A 24,850-nucleotide genomic window follows, 5' to 3' on the forward strand; every position below is an offset into this window, starting at 1 on the left:
CCTTATAAAGATAAGGGTCTTACACGCTAAGGAAAGGTGTAAGTGGTAGTGGTTCTTGTGTGATGAGCTAAGGCTTTTTACACCTTTATTTTATAGGTAATAGCGGAATAACAAGCCTCGGCTTGAACACTAACAATAAGGAATGGATGCCAAATGTTTTGTGATTTTAATCGTGAATTACAAGCCCTCTTAATCGACAAAAGTGATCAGGTAAAACAAGCCCAAATCGCAGAAAAGCTAGAAACCTTTAAGCAAGGAATCGAAGCGGATCTTTATCACTTTTTCACCACCCCTTTCATTTTTTCTAAAGCGGATTTTGAGCAGCTATCTATTAGCCTCAAGCATATTCTTGATGCGCAAACTAACATCATGAATCAAATCTATCAGCAAAGAAGCAAGCAAGAGATTCTTGACTACTTCTTTATTCCTAATGCGGTGCGTCCTTTTATTAACTGGGAAAGACTGCTCTCAGGCGATCAAACCGTGGCCCGTTTAGATATTGTTCCCCATAAAACGGGTTACTCAGTGGTTGATATCAATTTGCACACCTGTGTGGGCGGGATGACCTGTGGTCACGCTTATGACTTAGTGATGGAAAGTCTTGCCTTAGAGCCATTTTATGCCCATGGCAAAGTGAGTGCCTATGTTCCTCTGGCACAGAAAATTAAAACCCTATGTAAGAATAATGACTTTGAACGCTTAGTGATTTTAGATTGGCAAAGCAATGCTGATAAGGGTCGTCCTAGCTTTGAGTTGATGCAGTTAAGCTTTATTCGAGCAGGCTTAAACCTGCCTGTTGTGACCCACACAGAAGAGAGCTTTCCAAAGGAATGGTTAACCCCTGAAGAAGCCAAAAAAACCTTGGTCTATCGAGGCTTTAGTCTTGATGAAATTGAGCCCCACGATACGTTTGTACAGGCACTGATGCAAAGCCAAGCTTGTGTTCTCCATGGCTTTGAAGATGAGCTTAGAACGAACAAACGCTGGCTTGCCCTGCTTTGGGATGAAGCCTATCAAGCTCGCTTAACCAAGGCGCAAAAAGAAGCAATACAAACCTATTTACCTTATAGCTGTTTATTAACCCAAGATAAATTGCCTCACTTCTTAGCCAATAAAGATAAGTATATTTTTAAGGCAAATGAAGGCAGCAGGAGTCAAGGAATTTTGATTGGTAAAGCCTTTTCAGCAGCAAAGTTAGAAGCAAAACTTTTAGCGATTGGGATAGAGAATATTTTAGTCCAAACCTTTATGGAGACTGACAGCCTTGCGATTCTTCAAGATCAGCAAGAAAGCGCTGCCGAACATAAATTTGTGTTAGGCCTCTATATGGTCGGTGATAAAAGCCAGGGATTGGCGATTCGTGGTAGCACCTCATCTGCGGTGGTAAAAGCCAGCCATGGTATGGCTAAAACAGGCTGGGCTGCAGTGATTAATGAACAACAAAAAGCGGGGATCTTAGCTGCCATTAAGCAGCTATGAATCCATGCGTTATTTGGTTTGAACTTAAGCCTTAACAATGTCGTATAAGGCTTAATGATAAGTGTCTCTGTAGTGTCCAGGGGAAATGCCTTTCCATGTTAATTCAGCTCTAACGGATTGTAAAACAGACTGAAAGGTTTCCGCTTCTGTGGCAAGTTACCGCTTTTTAACACCTTTTCTGTACTGGGAAGGAGTAACCTCACAATGCTGTTTAAAAAGGCTATTAAAACTTGATTTTGATTTGAACCCTGCTTCATAGGCAATATCAAGAATGGTGGATTTTTCGTCTTGATTTGCAAGCTTCTGTTTTACCTCTTCTATTCGAAAGTCATTGACGTATTGGTAAAAATTTTTCGACAACCCTGTATTTAATACCAATGACAGTGAGCGTCTTGGAATATTTAACGCCTTAGCCAAGCTATAGACAGAGAAGTCAGGGTCACAAAAGGGTTTCTCATTTTGCATGTAAGTTTGCATCGTTTTAATGGTTTGAGAGATAAATTCATCATTTAAATGCGTTGTCGTTTCGTCATTTAAAGCGTTGGAAGCCTCTAATGTTAAGCCACAATTATCTGTTAGCTCTTTTTCTGAAAATTGTTTTTTGAATCGAAAAATAGGCTTTTGCTTTACGCCAAAAAAGCAGAGTAACAAGATAAAAATGAAAAAAGACGCTAAATGAATAGTCACGGGATCAAGGTAGTTGCTGGATGCAAAATAGCTCTCGTAAAACACATTCAACAAGGTAAGTGAGACAAAGCTTAATGGCAGTAAGTAGATCCACTTTAGGCTAATTTGATTATCATACTGAGACAAAATACCTAAGATATTTGTTTGATGTTTTTTCAGTGTATAAATGGTTGCGATAGAGTAAGCAATAAAAATAAGTACGCTAATAAGCCCAAAATAATGCAACAGGGGTTCAAAAAAATCAGTGAGGCTAGTTTGAGATGTTGGGCCAACATCCGAATTTATTCTATCCGGTTGAGGCATCATTCTATGGGGGTGATCCATCACTAAAAATAGTGAATAGAAGAGTGTGAAGGGAATGTAGTGAAGGACCTCAAATTTATGAAATGATGGCTTTTCACCTTTTATCAGCATACGGGTATAGAGGTATAAAAAGGGCCCATGAAGAAGGTTAAGCATTGGACTGCTAAAAAGATAAAAAGTGTCTAACTCAAAATTCAAATGAGATAAGGCGGTATGGATCAGAGGCATATTGAGCAAAACTAGCCAGACACATAATAGCCAGTCTGTAGGATGTTTGTATGACTTTGAAAATATAGTGATTAAAGTAAAGGCCGTTAGCGATAAACCAATTACACTAATTTCCCAATCAATTCCTTCGACAAAAACCAAGCAATCAACTCCCTTTCAAAATTAAAGCTAAAATGTAAGAAAAAAGCGTCCAAACTGCGCCAATTGGACGATTTAGACTTTTTATTTCCTTAGATTATACGTCTAACTTTATTGAGAAACCTAAGCTGTTTATAAATATGAGCGTTAAGCATGCTTTAGTTTGGATGGTTGGTGAAAACCATCCGAGAGTTAAACATCCATCAAACGATAGCGATTAAGTGTTCAGAAAAATAGTGCCTGAAGAGGGCTCTATAAAGTTTTAGTTAATCCATGATACTGATCGAAGTAATAGGAAAAGACATTATGTTAAAGAATAGAATAATCATAACCCTACTGGTTATTTTAACGGGTATGGTTTCTGCTCAGGCAGAAGTCGCTGAAAATACAGTCGAGGTAATGTTGGTGAACCCTTTAGATGATGAGCGTGGATATTGTCTGGATATTGCTGGTGGCCAAGGGAAAAACGCCCCCGTCGAAAAGGGCCTGCAAGCACATACTTGTTATAACTACACAGGCTCCATTCTTGAAGACCAAGGGTTTGATAAGGCGTTAATTAATAGTGGGCAGTTGTATATTCCTTATTTTAATGTGTGTATGTCAGCATCTTCGATAAACGTTGGAGAGGCCATGACCTTGTCACAATGCTCCGATCAGGACACACAAAAATTCGAGCTTAACACCAGCGGTCAATTAGTCTCGATAGTGAACCCACAACTGTGTGTGACAGTGAGTAAAACTGAAAAGAAAGAGGGAAGAGGTGGAAGCCCTGTGCATGTTATGCGCCCTGTGTCTCTTCAAATGTGTGAAAGCACGAATAATGCCTATCAGATCTGGGAAATTAATAGCCTGGTCAATCAATAGCCTAGTCAATTAATAGCCCGGTTAATTAATAGCCTGTAAATTAAGTTTGGTATCATCTTCAGGTGATACCTTTCTTTATAGGGTGAGGCGCACGTACCAAAAGACTTAAAACAACATAACTGTATCGACTTCGCTCTTACAAAAGCTTTGAATAATTGGCATTTCCACTATGCAGGAAAAGATCTTGCCATACCGGTTTCTGGCTCTTTTCGAAGTAACAGTGGCGATACTAATTTAACCTTAGCGCTTGCTGGGACTGGGATTACGCAAGTGCCAATCTGGATGGTGGAAAAGCATCTCAATACAGGGAGGTTAATAAAGGTCCTGCCTAAGTATACGAGTGATAGTATTCCCCTTAATATGATTTATCCTCAAAGCCGTTATCTGCCTATAAACGTCAGGTGTTTTATTGATTTTGTTAAGGCGAGATTAGGTGCAAGTGTCATCGGCTCGCTTTAATCTTTAGGCTTTCCGCAAAGCCCATAATGCATAGGCAATAAGCATTACACCAACCCATTGCATAAAGCTTAATGCATGATTATAAACGGCCCAATCAATGAGTATAGCGGTACCAGGATAAACGAATTGTAATACGGCAATTCGGCTGGTGGATAAGCGGCTGATACCTTGGTAAATCAAGGTGAAGGCAAGGCCGCTGTGAATTACTCCGATACCGATTAACCAAGCCCAAGCAGAAACTTCAAGCGGCCAGCCTTTTAAAAACGGTACCCAAGCCGTGACTAAAGCACCAACAGCACATTGCCACCATGTCAGGGATAAAGAAGAAATACCGGTATCGAGCTTGGCAATTAAGGTGGTCACAGCGTAGAAAAATGAGCCTAAAATACATATGCCGACGCCTTTTAAAAAGGCATTTGAAAGGCCAAACCCTGCGCTACTGCCATTTAATAATCCTGTGCTTAAGGCAAGCCCTAAGAGAGCTAAAGTGAGAATAAAGTAGGATCTTAGGGTGATCTTCTCCTTAAAGAAAACGGTACCTAAAATCAGTACCCAAAAAGCCTGTATATGAAATACCAAGGTCGAAATCCCTATGGGGATTAGGCGTAAGGAATAGAAATAAAGACCCCAAATAATCACCATAAAAACACCGATAATACTGACGTATTTAATCTGCTTCTTAGAGAGTTTTAATTCATTTATCTTGCCTGAGAAATAAGCCCAAGCAAGTAGGGCGAGGCAACCAAAAAGGCAGCGATAGAAGACAATGGCTAATGGAGATTGTCCTGTATTGGCAACAAAAATGCCTATGGTACCTAATAACAAACCGCCTGATGCCATTAGCAAGGTAGCTTGATTTGAATGGTATGCTTGATGTTCTGACATAAGGGGCTTCTATCTACTTCTCATTCGGTATGAACTGGGTTGATAAACTATAAGTAGATCTTTAGGATTATAAAAACGAATAATTTATCTAGTAAGAATTCGATTTTCGAATAGATAAAGTGGTTAGAGTGAATGATTATGGCAATGCAGGATTTACAGATTGATTGGCTAAAAGCTTTTGTAGCTGCCGTTGATGCTGGCACCTTATCGGGTGCAGCGCGACAAGTTCATCGATCCCAATCAGCCGTTAGCATGCAGATTAAAAAGCTAGAAAACGTGATTGGTAAGCCCGTATTAGAGCGTAATGCGAGAAGTTTAACGATGACTCCAACGGGGAAGGACTTAATAGGTTACGCCCGTAAAATGCTGGAAATACAATCACAGGCATTAGAACTCACCCGAGGGGAAGGGGTAAGAGGTCGTATCCATTTGGGGGTTCCTGATGACTATGCTAATGCGTATCTTGCGCCTGTATTAAGGGCCTTTGCCATTCGTCACCCTAGTGCTGAGATTACCTTAACCTGTGAGCACACAGGTGCCTTAATACCTAAGGTTGAAGCCGGTGAGATAGACATCGCCCTTGTCACAAGAGATAAGGTAACACGTGGAGAATTACTCTTTTTAGAAGAGGTGTATTGGGTAGCAGCAGAAGAATATAAAGTGTGGGAGAAAGACCCTCTACCCTTAGCGACTCACGAAGAAAGCAGCCATATTAGAGAAACCGTATTAGCGCGTTTAGAGAGCCAAAATACGTCTTATCGAATTGTGTATCAAAGCCCAAGTACCTCAGGGCAAGTGGCTGTCGCTTTAAGTGGAATAGCGGTTGCTGTGCTCACAAAATGTAGTCTGACGCCTAAGTTAAAAGTCTTGGGTAGCCAAAATGGATTGCCTCAATTACCGACAATGGAAGTTGAGTTAGTTCGCAGTAAAAAGTCTAAATCCTCAACGGCTGTGAATGCTATGTACGAAGAGATTATTCATGCGTTAAAACGTGAGGTTTAAGCAATTGCTTTGATTTAATTGCTTACCGAGTCGTTCACAATGAGAACTCCCTTTTATTAGGTCATGTCAGTGATTTGTTTTAGATATATTCAGTCCGGCTAAGCGATTATGGTCTGATTGAATTTCCTCTTCCATAAAGTCAAAGAAGGCTTTAACCCTAGCAGAGTGCTCAAGGTCGCTATGTGTCATCATCCATAAATCAGTGCCCTTGTGTTCCACCTCCATATCTACCCTTTGTAGTTTTTGAGATGAATCCCCGATAAAGCAGGGCATGTAGGTCAGCCCTATACCTTGTTCTGCAGCAATCATAAGGGGCTCGTAAGAGTCCGCTTTGAGAACAATTTGTTCTTCAGAAATAGGTTCAAAAATCACGCGCCCTTGATTTTTTTGAATAATATTAGGTGTTTTGCCAAGCCATTGAGCGGCTCTTAAAGGGTGTTTTCCTTGCAGGCTTTCAATGTAATTTGGCTCTCCATAAATGCCAAAAGCAATCTTGCATAACTTGGTGGCTTTAACTGACTCGGGCAAGGTATTGGCTGGTCTAATCGCAATATCGGCATCTAGGTGTGATAGGTTCAAAAGGCGTGAGGTGACATTAAGCTCTAATTGAATTTTAGGGTGTAATCGATGAAAGCTTGCCAAATGTTTGGCTAAAACCAGCCTTAGCAGCGCATCTGTGGTGGTTAATTTGATGACACCTTCCAACTTCATTTCTTGACCGAAGATTTTTCGTTCTAAGGCTTTCACTGTTGTTTCGATCGAGAGAGCAGAATCAAGTAACGCTTGTCCTTCTGCTGTGAGTTTATAACCCGTAGGCAGTTTATGAAAAAGCTGTAATTTGTGTCTGTGCTCGAACGTATTTATTCGACGAAGTACTGTGCTGTGATTGACGCCCAATGATCTTGCCGCCGCAGCGACGGACCCTTCATTGGCAACGGTCAGAACATACTGTAAATCATCCCATCTTATGCTGTGCATTTTTGCATATCCAATATGTTTTATTGATGAATTTATATAAAAATTAGCACAGGTATAGTGATTACAACAACCACACAAGCTCATTTGGAGACATACCATGTTTAACAAACAGACGTTTATTGCGCTATTCAGCCTGCTTGCCTTTTTTCAGGTTTCATCAGCCTCAGCGGGCTCTGACGCTTATACAAAAGCAGATTCAGCTAAGACACTGGAAACGGCTCAGGCATTTTTATGGGCCGCAGGGTCTGGTGATATGAAAAAACTGGATACCCTAATGGCAGACGACTTTGTTTGGCATAACGAAGGTGATTCAAGTATCCCTTGGATTGGTAACTGGGAAGGCAAAAAAACAGTTTTTGAACGCTTTCTTCCTAGCTTTGGCGCTGGCTTAAAAGTAACAAGTTGGTCGACGGATTATAGTTTTGCTAATGGTGACCAAGCTGTCTTTATGGGCACCATGAGCGCGATTGCGAACGAATCTGGTATAGATACTGGCAAGTTCAGCTGGGCAGTACGAGTTCAAGTGGAAGATGGCAAGGTGAAGAGTTGGAACTGGTTCGAAGATAGTTATGCGGTATCTAAAGCTTTTCACGGTGAAAAATAGAATCAAGTGATTCAGACATATCATTCAAAGAGATACACCTGATAAAAGTCTTAATACAAAGATACAGAAATAACCGAACAGCAGGTGCTGTATACGCTAACAAGGTAGAGAGAGGTTTCAATAGCCTCTCTCTACAAACACGCTAACAATCACTCAATATTCTGAATTTGCTCACGCATCTGTTCGATCAGCACTTTAAGCTCTATCGCGCTTTGGGTGGTTTCGATGACGATAGATTTAGAGGAAAGGGTATTGGCTTCGCGGTTAAGTTCTTGCATTAAGAAGTCAAGGCGACGGCCTATTGGGCCTTTTTGCTTAAGCTGACGGCGTACTTCTTTGGTATGAGCGGCAAGACGGTCTAACTCTTCAGCCACATCGGCTTTTTGCGCGACGATGACAATTTCTTGTTCAACGCGGGTGGGCTCAAGCTCAAGTTTAGCGTCGGCCATTTTATCCAATAGATTTTGCTTTTGCGCGGCGATGATTTCAGGCAATTTAGCCTGCACTTCTACGACGATAGCATCGATGGCATCTAGGCGCTGGTGGATCATTTCTTCTAAGGCTTTACCTTCACGCAAACGCACTTGAATTAGGTCTTTTACCCCAGTGGTAAAAAGCGCTAGCACTTCTTTTTTCATGGTATCAAAGTCGTTACCTGAATCTGCCAATATGCCTGGGTATTGAAGAACATCCAGCGCTGTTGGTTGGGCGAGATTGGGCATGTGCTGAGCAAGAGCTTGTAATGCTTGGGCTAGACTTTGGGCATTATCCGCATTGATGTTAAGGCCAGAAGAGGCTTTATCTATGGCTTGGAATCTAAGCTGACATTCAACTTTACCGCGTGTAAGCTGCTTTCTTAGTTGGTCTCTTAGATTGAATTCCAGCTCACGAAAACCTTCTGGCATGCGAAAGTGCGGCTCAAGATAACGTTGATTTACCGAGCGAATTTCCCAGCTGATTGTACCCCAGTCGAAAACGGCTTCCTGACGGGAGAAGGCGGTCATGCTTGCTGTCATAATCTCATCCATTGCAATAGTTTTAAGTCGATTCAATATTGTGCCTAAGTGTAACTCAGGCCTGATTCTAGGAACAGCGAAGAGGTGTATAAGGTTGGCATTCTTATGAGCCTTAATAGTGAGTTTGTATCTGCTTCAGATGTGCTCCTTTTTGTCGGCCTAAGGGAGTGCATTCGACGTGAGCTTGGTTATAATTGGCGTTTTCCAAATTGAAGTGAGAGATGAGTATGCGTCCAAGTGGCCGAGCTGTAGATCAGTTACGTGATCTAAAAATTACCCGCAATTTTACTAAGCACGCGGAAGGCTCCGTATTAATCGAATGTGGCGATACTAAAGTGATTTGTACAGCAACCTTGGTGCCTGGCGTACCTCGTTTCTTGAAAGGTAAGGGCCAAGGTTGGATTACAGCAGAATATGGCATGTTGCCACGTTCTACCCATAGCCGTGTTGATCGTGAAGCGGCACGTGGTAAACAGACTGGCCGTACAGTTGAAATTCAACGTCTAATTGGCCGTTCTTTGCGCGCTGCGGTTGATCTTAAAAAGCTAGGCGAGCACACCATCACAATCGACTGTGATGTGATTCAAGCGGATGGCGGCACACGTACCGCATCTATCACAGGGGGCTTTGTGGCGTTGGCGGATGCGGTGAAAAAGCTTGTTGAGAGAAAGAAAATCAAAGAAAACCCGATTGTCTCTCAAATCGCGGCGATCTCTGTGGGTGTCTACAAAGGCGAGCCAGTATTGGATCTAGATTATCCAGAAGATTCAAATGCTGAAACCGATATGAATGTGATCATGAACGATAAGGGTGGCTTTATCGAAATTCAGGGCACAGCAGAAGGAGAAGCCTTCTCTGATGAGCACATGATGGGCATGCTTAAAGTTGCACGTAAAGGGATTAATGAAATTCTGCAAGCACAGCGTGACGCCTTGTTTGAAAACTAGTGTTAATTAGGTTTTATAAAACGCTCGCCTCTTTAAGGTCGCGGGCGTTTTTTTGTTTTCTTTTGCTAAACAAACTGAATTCAATTGTATTTTTATCATTCCCTTCAAATTAATAAAAAACGCTTAATTGACGATTTTAGCGGCTTTTTTGTTACCTTTTCTGCTTTTTATCACCATTATTATTCTCGCCCCAGTGTGCTAAAACATGACCCATGACGTTTTTCTTGGCTTTTTAGTAGGCAAATTCAAAGTTTCATAAATTTGCCTTGATTACTGTGTTACAAAGAAATGGCTTAGCAAGATGAGTGTTTTTTGATCACTCAGTTATTTCTTGGTTTAGGCATAGAAGTAATCAGGAAGTCGTACTTTTGAATTAATGAAGGAGCAAAATATGAAGCTTGTTATAGTTGCAGCAGGACGAACACCCGTAGGCGCATTTGGTGGTGGATTAGCGAGTCTTTCAGCCGTTGATCTAGGCAGCCAATTACTGACAGGCTTATTAGAAAAAGTACCTGCAGCGAAAGATCAGATTGATGAAGTCATCCTTGGTCAAGTGCTGACAGCAGGCTGTGGTCAAAATACCGCACGTCAAACCGCGCTTAAATCTGGCCTATCTGAATCTGTTTCTGCCATGACCATTAACAAGGTCTGTGGCTCTGGCTTGAAAGCAGTACAACTTGCAGCCCAGGCGATTTTGGCGGGCGATGCTGAGCTTGTTGTTGCCGGTGGCCAAGAAAGCATGAGTAACGCACCTCATGTGTTACCTAATAGCCGTAATGGTAGCAAAATGGGTAACTGGGTCATGGAAGACAGCATGGTGAAAGATGGCCTTTGGGATGCATTTAACGATTACCACATGGGCGTGACTGCTGAGAATATTGCTAAGAAGTATGATATTTCTCGCGCTGATCAAGACGCCTTTGCAGTGGCATCTCAGCAAAAAGCAGGTGCTGCCATGGAGGTGAATCGTTTTGCAGAAGAGATACTGCCTATTTCTGTTCCGCAACGTAAAAAAGATCCCATTATTGTTTCTCTTGATGAACAGCCTAAACCTAATACCAAACTGGAAAAGCTAGCCAGCTTAAGAGCGGCCTTTGATAAAGAGGGTACAGTAACGGCGGGTAATGCCTCTAGTCTGAATGATGGTGCGGCTATGGTGATTGTTGCCAGTGAAGAAAAAGCTAAAGCACTGGGGTTACCTATCTTGGCGGAAATTTCTGGCTATGCGAATACGGGTATTTCACCAGAAATCATGGGCACAGGGCCAATTACTGCGACCCGTAAATGCCTTGAAAAAGCCCAATGGCAAATTGAAGATCTGGATTTAATCGAAGCGAACGAAGCTTTTGCTGTGCAAGCCATTAGCGTTAACCGTGAGCTAGGTTGGGATACAGATAAGGTCAATGTAAATGGTGGTGCAATTGCCCTTGGTCACCCAATTGGCGCCTCAGGTTGCCGTATTTTAGTGACCTTGATTCATGAAATGCATAAGCGTGAAGTGGATAAAGGCTTAGCCACACTCTGTATTGGTGGTGGTATGGGGACGGCATTGGCTGTGACGCGCCGTTAAATTGCTCTTAAGTCGCTATCAACCTTAATCAATAGGTTATCTTTTTAAAAGCCCTCTTCATCGAGGGCTTTTTTGTGTGCGTCACAGCCTTGAAAATAAGTGTATTAGCTAATTCTAGTATTCATGTTATTTGTTTTCGTTATGTAAATGTGAAGTGATATTGCTTTAATGTAATAACATGGTGTTTACTTAAAGGCATGAATTGAATGTGCTCAGGGAAGCTGCGAATAAGTCCTCCCGTCTCAGCGGGTGGATAAAACGCCTGAGATTTAAGGTGAGAGTCGCAACTTAAGTGATTCTATTGATCAGGCTTTGTCCCTAAGGCATGGAAATTCATATAAACCCAAATGACTTAAACAAAAATAAAAAAGGGGAATATTGTGAAAAAGCCTATTTTACCTGCGGTGATGCTAGCGTCTGTTTTTTCTATGCCAAGCATGGCTGAGGTGCCTCTGTCTGGTGTCTGGACCTTGCAGGACAGTAATAACACGCAAGAAACGTTAGATTCAGCGATCGAAGGTGTGGTGCAAGAAATGAACTTCTTGTTCCGTGCGATTGGCCGAACAGTACTTAAGCGTGAAACTCATGTTTGCCATTCTTGGATGCTGGCGACCACAGATGAAAGCTTTTTGTGGCAGTGTGATGAAATCCCAGCCAACGAACTTGCTTTAAGTGCCAACCAAACCGAAACCATGAGTGATGATGGCCGTTTAATTACGGGCTCATATAAGGAAGGTGATAGGTATGTTGCGACCATTCTGGAGTCAGAACGAGGTAAACGGACTAACCTTTGGCGCATGGTGAGTGAAAATGAACTGGAATATACCACCACCCTTGAATCAGACAAGATTCCAAAACCGCTTACTTGGAAACTGACCTATACACGAAATTAAGCCCTGCATTTTCATGGATTAAGGTGAGATTTTATTCGTAAATTTGTGACTAAAATTCATCAAAATTCTAATTAAATTAATCAATATGTCGATAAAAAACGCGAACTGTGAATAACTCGTGTTTTTTATCTACCTATCTTTTTTCTACTTTTTACCTATGCGAGAGTCCTACCTTAGTGAAAGAAAGCTAAAATCATCTCATTTTAGTTATATCATTTAGGTTTTAGTTGCTTTCTAGTTATATCATGTTGTTTACTAGTACAGAACTTGGTGCGAAATACCCTAATCGGTTGTGCTCAAGAGTCTTAAGACCAACAAAAACAATAAAAGGGGAAAGATGTGAAAAAGACAATTTTACCTGCCTTGATAATAGGCTCTAGTTTATCAGTGGCAGCTTCTGCTGAAGTCATAGAGGGTGTTTGGCAGGTTCAAGGTGCTGAAAATACGCAAGCCACTTTAGATACGGCAGTAGAAGAAGTGGTACAGGAAATGAACTTCTTCATTCGAAAAATCGCCCGTTCTAAACTGAAAGAGCAAGCGCAAGTTTGCAGTACATGGAACTTTGCGGCCTTAAATAATAATTTCTCGTGGCAGTGTAATGAAGATGAAGTCTTCGAGCTTGCTGCTACTGCTAAAGACCAAGCTGTGACTAAGCAGGATGGCTCAACCTTCACGGGTACGATTAATCGTGGTGATAACTATATTGCGACAGTCTTGACCAGTGACAAGGGTGTCCGCACTAATATGTGGAAGATGGTAAGTGAAAATGAAATGCTGTACACAGCGACAATAGAGTCTGAAAAACTACCTCAGCCTCTGACTTGGACCTTGAGCTATAAGCTGGCTCAATAAGTTCATTGTGGTAACAAGGTTCCCAGCCTAGATGCTGTGAAGTTTGGCTTTTCTGAGCAGCATCAAAAAACCCGTTATCGATTACTCGATAACGGGTTTTTTATGTCTTCAGCCTTAACCTTAAGTGGGATGACTTAAGGTTAAGCGAGTACTCTCTTAACCAGGTTTACTAACGAGACACTGCACCGCTTGGCGCTAGTGTGTTTGTCAGTACCGGAGAGTTCTCTTTGAAGTATTCTACCAATACGTCTGCATCTACATAACCAGAGTTATTGTAGTTAGCATGATCGGTTACTTTAGGGTAACCGTCACCGCCTGTTGCCACATAGCTGTTGATAGCAATACGGTAAGTTTGATCATCTTTGATTGGCTCGCCAGCAACCTTGATGTTAGTTGCAGTGCCGTTTCTCATCGCGAAAGAAACACCGTCAAATTGAGCGAAAGCACCCGAGCCAGCTTGCTTGCCACCTACTGCAGTAAGGTAGTCAGTTAGTTCAGCCACTGTTAGGTCAACAGAAGAGACCATGTTACCGAAAGGTTGTACTTTTAGTACGCTCTTATAGGTAACAACGCCAGCTTCCATATTGTCACGGATACCACCAGAGTTCATGATACCAATGTCAGCGCCCACTTTTTCACGCATTGCTTTGGCGATTAAGTTACCTAGGTTTGTTTCCTGTTTACGAACAACAGAACGATCACCGACTAGTAGGTCATCAACAAAACCAACTTCTACCAATAGCTCTTCCTGACCTTTTTCTTGGTAAGGTTTAAGCATGGCTAGCATACCTTGGTCTTGTGCAATTTCTTGCTCAATGTAGACACGCTTTTTAGTACCGTCAGCTTGAACCACTTTCTTTTTCAAGTTAACTGGGATTAGACGGTAATCAGAAGAAACGATGTCGCCGTTTTTGATCACTAGATCAAGGCGGCCCACATATTTACCCCATTCCTGAGCTTGTACGATAAGGGTACCGTTTTGCTCATCAGGTTTTTCTAGTTTGTTTTGAGAGTGACCACCTACTATGACGTCGATACCAGGTACGCTGCGCGCCAGTGTTACGTCACCAGGTGCGTTACCGCCGTAATTACCATTGCTGTAGTGACCCATGTGTGTGGTTGCGACAACAAGGTCCGCTTTTTTGTTTAATTTAGGGATCAAATCCGTTGCAACTTCAACGGGTGTTTTGATCTCTAGACCTTCTAAGTACTCAGGGTTACCTAGTTTGATTGTGTCATCAGTGGTGAAACCAACGACCGCAACACGGATGTCATTTACTTCGAAAATCTTATAGGCATCAAATAATGGATCGCCAGTTTCTACGTCAATCACGTTAGCAGAAAGGAAAGGGAAACCTGCCCATTTTTGCTGTTGGATCAAGACTTCACGAGAGTTATCAAACTCATGGTTACCCAATGCCATAGCATCATATTGCAGCATGTTCATGCCTTTGAAATCAGGCTCGGCGTCTTGTAGATCAGATTCTGGAATCCCTGTGTTAATGTCACCACCAGATAATAATAGAGAGGCACCGCCATCAAGCGCGATTTCTTCACGAAGATTGTCAATGAGAGTCTTACGTGCAGCCATGCCGTACTCACCATTGCGGTTCTGCCAAAAGCGACCGTGATGGTCATTGGTATGAAGAATGGTTAGTTTATATTCTTGATCAGCTTCCCATATTGGCGCTTGCTGACCGATAGATGCACAGCCTGCAACCGCAAGTGCAACACCTGAAATGGCGAAATGTGAGATATAACGCTTTATTGAGCTCATTTAATGTTCCCTTTACTTTATGCTTTTATGTTATAGGGTTGTGTTTATGAAATTATAATTAGTTATTCTATTTGTTAAACACAGCCCAAGACGATAAAACATTCAGATGAAATTATCGATACTTTAAGAACCGAAATTGACCATTTGTGCAGGAAAAAATGAAAAAAAGAGAAAACTTTACATTTAAGGCTAATACATTAGATAAGCTGCAATAAAAAAAACGCGCTGAACAAGGCTGCCCAACGCGCAAAAGAGTGACCCTTCAATCGATAAAATTTCAGGTCAAATTACAGATCAATACGCTCGCCTGTATTCTTGTCAAAGGCAACGGCTTTTGAGGTATCAAACATTAATTCAATATCACTGCCAGGGGCTGCTGGATAGGCTGGATGACAACGGCAATTGATTTCACTATCAGTGATACGGGTGATAACCATGGTATCAGCGCCCATTGGCTCAGTGACTTCCACATTGACATGGGATTTAACCACAAACTCTAAGCCTTCTTTATGGTGTTGTGGCTCTGTGATCATTTCTGGTCTTAGGCCCAATAATATCTCTTTACCCAAATAAGCGTTTAGTGCCTCTTTTTTCGGGAAAGGTAAGAGTGTTGGGGTCTTTGTGGCTAGTTCAAGCATGACACCATTATCTGTTGATACCACATTGGCAGGGATAAAGTTCATGGCGGGTGAACCCATGAAACCTGCGACAAATAAGTTGGCTGGGTTATCGTAAATCTCTTGCGGCGAACCTAACTGTTGTACTTCACCGTCTTTCATCACAGCAATACGATCTGCTAGCGTCATGGCTTCGATTTGGTCATGGGTTACATAAACGATTGTGGTGCCCAGTTTTTGGTGTAGCTTTTTAATTTCGGTACGCATTTCAACACGTAACTTAGCATCAAGGTTAGATAGCGGCTCATCAAAAAGGTATAACTGAGGACGACGTGCTAGGGCACGACCCATGGCAACACGTTGACGCTGACCACCAGAAAGGTGTGCAGGTTTACGACTTAATAGATGATCGATTTGTAGCATCTCAGACACGCGTTTCACTTCCACATCACGCTCTTCTTTTGGCACCTTGCGCATCTCAAGACCAAAGGAAATATTCTCTTCCACTGTCATGTTTGGGTAAAGCGCATAAGACTGAAACACCATGGCGATGTCACGGTCTTTTGGATCGGCATAAGTCACATCTCTATCCGCTATCATGATGCGGCCTTCACTGACATCATCAAGGCCTGCAATCGCATTCATCAAGGTTGATTTACCGCATCCAGACGGGCCAACGAGAATTAAGAATTCACCTGCCTTAATCGAGATATCAATGCCTTTTAAGACTTCAGTTGTTCCGTAGCGTTTCTTTACTTGTTCAATTATTAAATTTGCCATCTTGCTGCTCCGCAATATTATCAAGGGGACTGGAAGACACTGGGCGTATAGCGTCTTATACGCCCATTCCAATCAATCACTAGGTTGTTTGTTTAGCCTTTAACTGCACCTGCAGTTAGGCCTCGTACAAAGTATTTACCCGCTAATACATAAACCAGTAGGGTCGGTAGGGCCGCTAGAATGGCCGCTGCCATATCAACGTTATATTCCTTACCACCAAAACTGGTATTCACTAAGTTGTTCAACGCCACGGTAACAGGCTGAGTATCAAAGCCTGAGAAAGCCACGCCAAACAGGAAGTCGTTCCAAATTTGGGTAAACTGCCAAATGATGGTTACCACAATAATTGGGGTAGATATTGGCAAAATAATGCGACGGAATATGGTGAAGAAGCCGGCGCCATCTAGTCTTGCCGCTTTAATCAGATCACTTGGGATACCTTGATAAAAGTTACGGAAGAAAAGGGTGGTAAAAGCGACACCATATACCACGTGTACAAAGACCAAACCGGTTGTGGTATTCGCTATGCCTAACCAGCCCAATGTACGCGCCATAGGTAACAAGATAACTTGGAATGGAATAAAGCAACCAATCAAAAGTGCACCGAAGAAAATATCGCTGCCTTTGAATTTCCACATGGAAATTACATAGCCGTTTAATGCGCCAATAATGGTTGAGATCAATACCGCAGGGATTACGATCTGGAAAGAGTTAATGAAAAAAGGTGCAATACCGTTACAGCTACTTCCCGTACAGGCGCCACCCCACGCTTTTACCCAAGCATCAAAGTTAAGGCTACCTGGCAAAGATAACAGGGTGCCTGAACGTATTTCTTCAACATCTTTAAGTGAGGTTAAGAACATCACTAAAAAAGGCATTAGGTAGACAGCAGCCATACCTAAAAGACAAATATACAGTGCGACTCTTAGTATGTGTTCTAACGGCGTCTTTTGACGGCGACTGGAGTTTGAATTCATAGTGTTTGCGCTAGTCATGACGCTCTCCTCTTAGTTCTGAATAAAGATAAGGAATCAAAATAGCCAAGACACAACCCAACATAACCATGGCAGAGGCGGAACCTAGACCAATTTGGCTACGCGTAAAGGTATGGGCATACATAAAGTTAGCCGGTAAGTCAGATGAGTAACCTGGACCACCATTGGTTAGCGCGGCAACCAAGTCAAAGCTCTTAATCGCAATGTGAGAGAGGATGACAACGGCGCTAAAGAAAACGGGCTTTAGGGATGGCAAAATGATTCGACGATAGGTGGTAAAGATATTGGCACCGTCAAGGTTAGCCGCTTTAATCAGGTCCCCATCAACGCCACGCAGGCCGGCTAGAAAAAGCGCCATCACAAAGCCAGAAGCTTGCCAAACGGCGGCAATAACCAAACAGTAAACCACTTTATCTGGGTTAACTAACCAGTCAAAGGTAAAGCTTTCAAAGCCCCAATCAACCATCATTTTTTCAAGGCCGTTAGTGGGGTTTAATAGCCACTTCCAAGCGGTACCTGTCACTATGAAAGAAATCGCCATAGGGTAGAGGTAAATAGTACGAATCGCCCCTTCATTTCGAATCTTCTGATCAAGGAAGATGGCTAACATCACCCCAAGAAATAAACAGATAAAGATAAACAAGCCGCCAAAAATACCTAGGTTGGTGAGGGCCACTATCCATCTGTCATTGTTAAATAAACGCTCATATTGGCTTAAGCCAACAAAGTCATAGGAAGGAAGCATGCGAGAGTTGGTCATCGATAGAACAGCGGTCCAAATCATATAGCCATACATGCAAATTAGGGTGACCACTATGGTCGGTGCCATCACTAGCTTAGGGATGAGATCCGCTAGCGAAAAGGACTTTGCTTGAGCGCTTGTTGCTTTCGACTCAAGTGAGGAGGCTTTGATTGTCATAATAATGAGCTTCCGTAGAGCATCTTATTGAAACCTTTGCGGTCGGCTGTGCGGGTGCTTAAAGCGTGCACAGCAGGCTGCAAAGGTCTCGTAAAAATAGTAGTGAACACAATCGGTTTGTTGTGACTCTCGCACCATAGCGTCTTTTAGAGCATTTGGGCGCGAGGCGGCTGGTGTAACACCAGCCGCTAAACAAAGGTCTTATAGGCTTGCTTTTACCGCACGCGCTAGTTTGTCGACCGCTTGTTCTGCTGTCATTGAATCATCATTGAAGAAGTTAGTAACCACATCATAGATAGCGCCTTGCACCATAGATGAGGTCGACATACCGTGCGCCATACTTGGTGTTAGGTTGCCTGTGGTAGAACTTGCTAGGAAAGAGTCCATTGATGCGTGAGCACAGGTATCAAACTTCTCTCGAGGCATGTTTAGACGTGCTGGGATAGAGCCCTTGTTTAGGTTGAAGGTTTCTTGGAACTCTGGCTCAAGGATCAAACGTGCTAGATCTTGTTGAGCGGCTTGGTTGTCTTTACCTTCAACTTTAAACATAGCTAAGCTGTCGATGTTGAATGTGAAAGAGTCACTTGTGCCTGGTGCTGGTAGGCAAACATAGTCGATACCGGCTTTTTTGTTGGCTGCGGTGAATTCACCTTTCGCCCAGTCACCCATGATTTGCATTGCGGCTTCACCATTGATAACCATAGAGGTGGCAACGTTCCAATCACGACCAGAGAAACCGACATCAACATACTTTCTGACTTGTTTGAATGTATTGAAAACATCAATCATATCTTGGCTACGTAGCGTTTGGTCAGAGTGCGCGATGAATGCTTTGTTATAGAAGTTAACGCCTTTTTCAAGTGCGATGGCTTCAAACAAGGTTGCGTCCTGCCAAGCCTGACCACCATGAGCAAGTGGTGTGTAACCCGCGGCTTTGATTTTTTCTGCTTCTACTAGGAATTGATCCCAAGAGGTTGGTAGTTCAGCGCCAGATTTACGGAATACTTCTGGGTTAGCCCACATCCAGTTTACACGGTGAACGTTGACAGGCGCTGCAACATAATGACCTTCGTACTTCATTACATCGCTAACAACTTGAGGAAGTACCACATCCCATTCGCCCTGTGCTGCAACCGCATCAAGGTTGGTTAGGAAGCCAAGGCTACCCCATTCTTGAATGGTAGGGCCTTTGATTTGCGCACTGGCTGGTGGATTGCCGGAAATGGCACGGGATTTAAGGACTGTCATTGCTGATTCGCCTGCACCACCTGCGACTGCGAAGTCTTTCCAAGTGTGGCCTTCTTCAACCATCAAACCTTTTAATACATTGATAGAGGCGGCTTCACCACCGGATGTCCACCAATGAAGTACTTCAACTTCTCCGGCATAAGAATTGGCTGCACCAACGGTTAGCGCGGCAGCAGTTAGAGCGAATGCAAACTTTTTCATGATAGTAACCCTTGTTATTTTTATTTCGGTATCGAGTACCAACTAAGGTGTCTCTCATTGAGAGGATCTAAATTGTGTGAGAGCCAATGGACCTTGTGCCTAAAGTTGAGGCAGATATACGTGCAATAACTCATCGCTATTCAATTTAGCAAAGTCTTTCAAAACAAGGGGTAAAGTAGAGCAACCTATTGTAACTTAATCTTGCAAGATGCAACTTAGTCTTAATATTATCTTAATGAAAAAGCTAACACACTGATTTATTTAGTTAAAAATGACCAAAAAATATGAACAATGTGTTAGTCGCAAAGAGAAATAAATTTAATCTAAACCATGATGGCCTTGATATGCGCTTGGTAAAAAGGGCTTTTTGTCACCTTTAACATTGGCTTTGGGTTTATAAATTTCAACCAATAATGGGTAACATGCGGTTTCATCATTTGAATGACTGCTACCACAATCGCCACCTGGGCAAGCCGATAATGCACCTACCAAATCAATCTCAGCATAAAACTCGATAAAATCCCCAGGCCTTACTGGACTTGCTTTCATAAAATATTGGTGAGTATCTCGCGTAAAACCAGTACACATAAAGACATTCATAACGTCATGAACATAGGATTCAGCTTGTTCAGCACTGAGTTGTTCTGACTCTGCTAAGGCGCGAGTTAAGTTTGAGTGACAGCAATAATTGTAATCCACTTCTTTAAGCATATGGTTGGTATAAGGGTCGCAACGTGTGCCAATGACATCATGTACTCCAGCACCGTCTTCATCCCAACCATACCAATCAAGCGTATCCTGAGTAATGGTCGCCATGGGCCTTAGGTAAGGCATATTACTCCACAACCTATCGCCTGTGTTTAGGTGACTCGCATGTAACTGGCGGGTTTTGCCACTAAAAAAACCTTCATTTAAATTATTGGCATTCCATAGGTTTAAGTCGCCTACTTGCGGCCCTTCAACACTGACAATGCGGAAAAAATGCCCAGCAGGCACTTTAAAACTCTTGCCATCTCTGGGTGGAATCAAGACTTCTGAAACTTTTTCCATGCCGTCTTTTGCGGCTTGATAAAAAGCCTCATCAAAAGGGGGCAGGCTGTCTACTTCATAACAAATAATAGGGTTTTTAGAGCGTCTCGCCTCTTGTTCAGAATCAGACGGTTTTTTGATATTGTTTTCATGGCTGACCATATTCATCTCCAGACATTTTTTGATTAAAGCCTAATCAAATTCAAACATAATGTTTTTAATTTAAAAAATGATATAAATTAATGCTATTAATTGAATACCTGCATCAATCAAGGCGATATTATGAATTTAGAATTGCTAAGAACGTTTTTAGCCGTGGCTGAGGGTAAGAGTTTTACCGCAGCAACCCAAAAGCGTTTTATGACCCAATCTACCGTGAGTCATCAGATTAAACGCCTTGAAGAGTCTTTAGGGCAAGTCTTGTTTGTGCGTACTACGCGTTCTTGTAAGTTGACTGATCATGGGGAAATCCTATTTACTTATGCGCGTAAAATTATCAATTTATGTGACGAATTAGATGATAAGTTTAGTGAGAAACCGCTACAGGGGCATGTTTCACTGGCTGCCCCCGAAGATTATTTGAGCCTGCCCTTTTCTAAGATTCTCGCCAGATTTACTCGCATTCAACCAGATGTTGAGTTGGATATAAGAGTGGGGTTAAGCGAAACTTTTCGAGCTCAGGTCACTTCGGGTGAGATAGACCTTGCCGTGTTAGCGCAAATCCCACCAACAGGAGAAGGACAGCCATTATACCGAGATAAACTGGTATGGCTTGCCAGTGAAGACTTTCATTTAGGCACTCATAAAAGCGTCCCCTTAGCCTTGGTACCGTCACCTTGTTTGTATCGAAAAACAGCCATTGCCGCATTAGATAAACAGAATATGCCGTGGCAGCTCGCTCTTAATTGTCATAGTCATGAAGCGATTAAATCGGCGGTTATTTCTGGCTTGGCTGTGACTGTGTTAACTGAAAAAGATCTCAGGCCGGGGATGAAAGTGTTGACCCAAAAAGACGGTTTTCCAGATTTAGGTGAATCTGAACTCTCGTTACATCATGCGCCTCATTTATCCAATGAGGCTGCACTGCTATTGAGCCAACAACTCTTAGAACACGGCACACTTCTAAAAAATTAATCCTCTCCCACGATTGCCTCTTTTTATTACCCAAAAGGTTTTGTTAATTAAAACAAAGCCTTTTAGTGCTTAAAAATCCTCATAAATTATTTATTTAAAAAATGCATGAATTTCTTTTATTTATATCATTAATTTAATCAAAAGATCTGTGGTTGAATAAATTTAAAGCAAACAGGGCGATCTTCTCAGCCTTGCTTTCAAAGGATGCTTCAAGTTCAAGGGATCTATTAAAAAAATAAGAGGGTGGTACCAATGAAAAAAATCCAGTTATTGAAACAAACTTTACTAGCAAGCGTATTGACCGCAGCGTGTGCTACAAGTCAGGCAGAAACATGGAAATATGCCTTAGAAGAAGTGAAAGGAGATATTCAAGATATTTACGCTCAGGAGTTTAAAAAACGTATCGCAGAAAAAACCAATGGTGAAGTGGATGTGGATATTTACCACTATGGCACCTTAGGGACTTCAGGTGATGTGACTGAGTTAACCGCCATTGATGCTATTCAATTTGCCAATGCAACGCCAGGGCACCTAGGGTCATTTGTGCCAGAAGTGCAGCTGTTTTCAATTCCTTTTATTCTCTCGGATAATCCAGAAGTGAATAAAGCAATGCTAACGGGCTCAGACGTTATTTTTAATGATTTAGCGGATGACTTTGAACGCCGTGGTATTCAGTTAATAACCATGTATCCAGAAGGTGATCAAGTTTGGACGACTAGCAAGTTGATTGAGTCTCCAGCGGACTTTAAGAACTTTAAAATGCGCGTGATGGTGTCACCTTTGTTATTAGAATCGTATAAAGATTTTGGTGCCAGCCCAACAGCCATGCCTTTTAGCGATGTATACAGTGGCTTACAGCTTAACGTCATTGATGGTCAGGAAAACCCCTTATCTTCTATTTATTCTATGAAGTTTCACGAAGTGACCGATTATATGATCTGGGCTAAGCATCAACAGTTCACCACTAGCATCATTACCGGAAGTCGCTGGTTTAATGGTTTATCAGAAGAGAGACAGCAGCTTATTCAAGAGACGTTTAAGGAAGTGAGTGAGTGGATTATTGATGAAATACCAACACTTGAGGCCGACTTTTTAGCCAAAATTAAACAGGATAAACCTGATGGTAATTTTATCTTTTTAACCCAAGAACAACGCAATGCCTTCAAGGATGCTGCTAAAGCCACCCATCAAAAATATATCGATATGTCTGGTCCAAGAGCCGAGTCTATTCTTGCCAAGTTCTTAGCTGAACGTGATGCACTAGAAAGTCGCTTGGGTTCGAACTAACGGTTGAAAGTATGGGGTGGCCATCGCTGCTCCATACAAGTTGGGTATGATTATGAAAAAAACCTTGATGACTCTCTCAAGTATTGATCGTGTGATACAGGCGGTAGAGGCTTTTGTCTTAATTGTCAGTATCAGTGCGATCGCTCTTAATACAATCGTTAATGTGGTTGCTCGATATGTTATGCAGCACAGTTTATTTTTCTCAGAAGAACTAAATGAATTTTTAATGATTGCTGTGACCTTTGTTGGCTTGAGTTATATCACCCGCTTGGGTCGCCATATCCGTATGTCAGCCTTGTATGACCTTTTACCTAGACTACCTAAAAAATACCTGATGTTGCTCATTTGCCTAACGACGGCAGGTGTGATGTTTACTTTGGCCTATTACGCCTATGAGTATGTTTTAACACTTGCTCAAAGAGAAAAGGTATCGCCTGCCTTAAGAGTGCCTGTGTATCTTACTTTGGTGTTTTTACCTTTAGGCTTTTTATTAACCGCCTTGCAGTACCTCTTGGCATTTGTGCAAAACCTAGTGCAAGAAGACGTCTACTTATCCTATCGAGCCCTAGATTGTTATGTGGAAGATGAATTTAGCGACGATGGCGATGACGAAGAAGAAGTAACAAAACGTCAACCTGACGTTGAAGAGGAGGGGATAAAATGACAACGGCTATGTTATCTATCATGTTGGTTTTACTGCTGGCTGGCTTTCCCATGATGATGCCGCTTTTGGTGGCAACCCTGGTGGCTTTTTTATTCTTTTTAGACCCGATACCGCCCACTATTATCATTCAGCAAATGATAGGAGGTGTAAAACCCTCCTCTTTAGTTGCTATCCCTATGTTTATGCTGGCGGCTGATATTATTACTCGGGGGCATTCGGCTAATCGCTTGCTTGATCTAGTGATGCATTTTATTGGTCATGTTCGTGGTGGTCTGGCCATTACTGTCGCAGCAACCTGTACCTTGTTTGGTGCCGTTTCTGGTTCCACTCAAGCAACCGTTGTGGCTGTGGGTGGGCCGATGCGTCCTAAGTTATTGAAAGCAGGTTACAGTGATTCCTTTACTATGGCCTTGATCATTAATGCCAGTGATATTGCTTTTTTGATACCGCCTAGCATCGGCATGATTGTTTATGGTGTCTTGTCGGGTACCTCCATTACCGAGTTATTTATTGCCGGAATTGGACCGGGTTTACTGATTCTCCTTATGTTTTCTGCTTATTCTTATTTTTATGCCAAGCGACATAATATCCCAGTAGGCGAAAAGGCGACTTGGATAGAAAGATTTCATGCCATGAGAAAAGCGGTGTGGCCACTTGGCTTTCCTATCATCATTGTAGGAGGCATCTATGGCGGTGTATTTAGTCCAACGGAGGCGGCTTCAGTCTGTGTAGCTTATGCTCTTATATTGGAATGGCTTATCTTTCGTTCAATTAAACTTAAAGATTTAAAGGATATTGCCCTTTCTACTGGTGTCGTTACCGCGGTTGTTTTCATTTTAATTGCAGCAGGAGCGGCGTTTTCTTGGGTGATCTCTTTTGCTCAAGTGCCACAAGCTTTGCTTTCGGCCTTGTCCTTTACTCAATCTAGTCCAGAGCTTGTATTAGTCACAATTGCTGTGATCTTTTTTGTGGGTTGCATGTTTGTGGACCCGATTGTAGTCATGCTCATATTGGTGCCTATTCTTATGCCTTTGGTAAAAGCCAGTGGTCTGGACCCTGTTTTAGTGGGCATTATGATCACGTTACAGGTCGCGATTGGTTCAGCAACGCCACCTTTTGGCTGCGATATCTTTACCGCGATTGCCATTTTTAGACGTCCTTATATTGATGTCATCAAGGGAACGCCTGTTTTCATTTTAATCTTATTATTTGCTTCTGTGTGTTTGGTTCTAGTGCCTGATATCGCGCTTTTCTTGCGGGATGTTAGCCAAAACTAAATGCATAAAAATTATTA

General features: G+C 42.3%; 22 protein-coding genes and 1 pseudogene. 13 read left to right on the top strand and 10 right to left on the bottom strand.

Annotated elements, in window-relative coordinates; all coding sequences use genetic code 11:
• Positions 1–153 precede the first annotated feature (153 nt).
• Entirely contained in the window at positions 154–1,479 is a 1,326-nt protein-coding gene (locus MED121_RS14555; RefSeq protein ID WP_009834485.1) for a hypothetical protein, read from the top strand.
• 156 nt (positions 1,480–1,635) lie between these two features.
• On the opposite strand, the gene MED121_RS14560 is transcribed toward MED121_RS14555, so the two are convergent.
• Positions 1,636–2,472, bottom strand: coding sequence for a helix-turn-helix domain-containing protein (locus MED121_RS14560; protein WP_165474624.1), 837 nt, complete (start codon positions 2,470–2,472; stop codon positions 1,636–1,638).
• Positions 2,473–3,141: 669 nt separating this feature from the next.
• On the opposite strand from MED121_RS14560, the gene MED121_RS14565 reads away from it, so the two are divergent.
• The gene (locus tag MED121_RS14565) at positions 3,142–3,699 is read left to right on the top strand and encodes a hypothetical protein (protein ID WP_009834487.1); all 558 of its coding nucleotides are present in this window, start codon (positions 3,142–3,144) and stop codon (positions 3,697–3,699) included.
• A gap of 108 nt (positions 3,700–3,807) precedes the next feature.
• A pseudogene (locus MED121_RS24090) lies at positions 3,808–4,158 on the top strand (substrate binding domain-containing protein); the annotation flags it as partial.
• Between the two features lie 3 nt (positions 4,159–4,161).
• Here MED121_RS24090 and MED121_RS14570 read toward each other — a convergent pair.
• Positions 4,162–5,043, bottom strand: a complete 882-nt coding sequence (locus tag MED121_RS14570; protein WP_009834489.1) for a DMT family transporter — start codon at positions 5,041–5,043, stop codon at positions 4,162–4,164.
• Positions 5,044–5,175: 132 nt separating this feature from the next.
• Between MED121_RS14570 and MED121_RS14575 the strand changes: the two genes are divergently transcribed.
• Positions 5,176–6,045: a LysR family transcriptional regulator gene (locus tag MED121_RS14575; RefSeq protein ID WP_009834490.1), complete on the top strand. Its 870-nt coding sequence runs from the start codon at positions 5,176–5,178 to the stop codon at positions 6,043–6,045.
• A 66-nt stretch (positions 6,046–6,111) separates the two neighbouring features.
• On the opposite strand, the gene MED121_RS14580 is transcribed toward MED121_RS14575, so the two are convergent.
• Positions 6,112–7,023 (bottom strand): LysR family transcriptional regulator, encoded by a 912-nt coding sequence (locus MED121_RS14580; RefSeq protein ID WP_009834491.1) that lies wholly within the window; start codon positions 7,021–7,023, stop codon positions 6,112–6,114.
• A gap of 97 nt (positions 7,024–7,120) precedes the next feature.
• On the opposite strand from MED121_RS14580, the gene MED121_RS14585 reads away from it, so the two are divergent.
• Positions 7,121–7,627 carry a nuclear transport factor 2 family protein gene (locus tag MED121_RS14585; RefSeq protein ID WP_009834492.1) on the top strand — a complete coding sequence of 169 codons (507 nt, stop codon included), beginning with the start codon at positions 7,121–7,123 and terminating at the stop codon, positions 7,625–7,627.
• Positions 7,628–7,776: 149 nt separating this feature from the next.
• On the opposite strand, the gene MED121_RS14590 is transcribed toward MED121_RS14585, so the two are convergent.
• A complete protein-coding gene (locus MED121_RS14590; protein ID WP_036180827.1) occupies positions 7,777–8,643 on the bottom strand; it encodes a YicC/YloC family endoribonuclease in 867 nt (288 codons plus the stop codon).
• A gap of 227 nt (positions 8,644–8,870) precedes the next feature.
• Here MED121_RS14590 and rph point away from each other — a divergent pair, with 227 nt between their 5' ends.
• From rph to MED121_RS14610, 4 genes are all read left to right on the top strand, one after another.
• The gene (gene rph, locus MED121_RS14595) at positions 8,871–9,590 is read left to right on the top strand and encodes a ribonuclease PH (protein ID WP_009834495.1); all 720 of its coding nucleotides are present in this window, start codon (positions 8,871–8,873) and stop codon (positions 9,588–9,590) included.
• Between the two features lie 391 nt (positions 9,591–9,981).
• A complete protein-coding gene (locus MED121_RS14600) occupies positions 9,982–11,160 on the top strand; it encodes an acetyl-CoA C-acetyltransferase (RefSeq protein WP_036180551.1) in 1,179 nt (392 codons plus the stop codon).
• 380 nt (positions 11,161–11,540) lie between these two features.
• On the top strand, positions 11,541–12,053 hold the full coding sequence (locus tag MED121_RS14605; protein WP_009834497.1) for a hypothetical protein: 513 nt from the start codon (positions 11,541–11,543) through the stop codon (positions 12,051–12,053).
• 339 nt (positions 12,054–12,392) lie between these two features.
• Positions 12,393–12,905 carry a hypothetical protein gene (locus MED121_RS14610; RefSeq protein WP_009834498.1) on the top strand — a complete coding sequence of 171 codons (513 nt, stop codon included), beginning with the start codon at positions 12,393–12,395 and terminating at the stop codon, positions 12,903–12,905.
• Between the two features lie 169 nt (positions 12,906–13,074).
• On the opposite strand, the gene ushA is transcribed toward MED121_RS14610, so the two are convergent.
• The 6 genes from ushA to MED121_RS14640 all read right to left on the bottom strand — a co-directional run bounded on the left by ushA (position 13,075) and on the right by MED121_RS14640 (position 20,633).
• A complete protein-coding gene (ushA, locus tag MED121_RS14615) occupies positions 13,075–14,682 on the bottom strand; it encodes a bifunctional UDP-sugar hydrolase/5'-nucleotidase UshA (protein WP_009834499.1) in 1,608 nt (535 codons plus the stop codon).
• Between the two features lie 287 nt (positions 14,683–14,969).
• Positions 14,970–16,079, bottom strand: coding sequence for an ABC transporter ATP-binding protein (locus MED121_RS14620; RefSeq protein ID WP_009834500.1), 1,110 nt, complete (start codon positions 16,077–16,079; stop codon positions 14,970–14,972).
• Between the two features lie 92 nt (positions 16,080–16,171).
• Complete coding sequence (locus tag MED121_RS14625) at positions 16,172–17,056, bottom strand: carbohydrate ABC transporter permease (protein ID WP_036180829.1); 885 nt, start codon at positions 17,054–17,056, stop codon at positions 16,172–16,174.
• A gap of 10 nt (positions 17,057–17,066) precedes the next feature.
• On the bottom strand, positions 17,067–17,993 hold the full coding sequence (locus tag MED121_RS14630; protein WP_009834502.1) for a sugar ABC transporter permease: 927 nt from the start codon (positions 17,991–17,993) through the stop codon (positions 17,067–17,069).
• A gap of 201 nt (positions 17,994–18,194) precedes the next feature.
• Positions 18,195–19,442, bottom strand: coding sequence for an ABC transporter substrate-binding protein (locus MED121_RS14635; protein WP_009834503.1), 1,248 nt, complete (start codon positions 19,440–19,442; stop codon positions 18,195–18,197).
• Between the two features lie 318 nt (positions 19,443–19,760).
• Entirely contained in the window at positions 19,761–20,633 is an 873-nt protein-coding gene (locus MED121_RS14640; protein ID WP_085987760.1) for a DUF1989 domain-containing protein, read from the bottom strand.
• 120 nt (positions 20,634–20,753) lie between these two features.
• Here MED121_RS14640 and MED121_RS14645 point away from each other — a divergent pair, with 120 nt between their 5' ends.
• The 4 genes from MED121_RS14645 (at position 20,754) to MED121_RS14660 (ending at position 24,833) form a co-directional block, all read left to right on the top strand.
• The gene (locus MED121_RS14645) at positions 20,754–21,605 is read left to right on the top strand and encodes a LysR substrate-binding domain-containing protein (RefSeq protein ID WP_009834505.1); all 852 of its coding nucleotides are present in this window, start codon (positions 20,754–20,756) and stop codon (positions 21,603–21,605) included.
• Between the two features lie 252 nt (positions 21,606–21,857).
• Positions 21,858–22,892, top strand: coding sequence for a TRAP transporter substrate-binding protein DctP (gene dctP / locus MED121_RS14650; protein ID WP_009834506.1), 1,035 nt, complete (start codon positions 21,858–21,860; stop codon positions 22,890–22,892).
• A gap of 52 nt (positions 22,893–22,944) precedes the next feature.
• The gene (locus tag MED121_RS14655) at positions 22,945–23,556 is read left to right on the top strand and encodes a TRAP transporter small permease (RefSeq protein ID WP_207382819.1); all 612 of its coding nucleotides are present in this window, start codon (positions 22,945–22,947) and stop codon (positions 23,554–23,556) included.
• Positions 23,553–24,833, top strand: coding sequence for a TRAP transporter large permease (locus tag MED121_RS14660; protein WP_009834508.1), 1,281 nt, complete (start codon positions 23,553–23,555; stop codon positions 24,831–24,833). Before MED121_RS14655 ends, MED121_RS14660 begins: the two co-directional genes overlap by 4 nt.
• The last annotated feature ends 17 nt before the right edge of the window (positions 24,834–24,850 follow it).

The sequence above is a fragment of the Marinomonas sp. MED121 genome, from assembly GCF_000153025.1.
In the GTDB taxonomy this organism is placed as follows: domain Bacteria; phylum Pseudomonadota; class Gammaproteobacteria; order Pseudomonadales; family Marinomonadaceae; genus Marinomonas.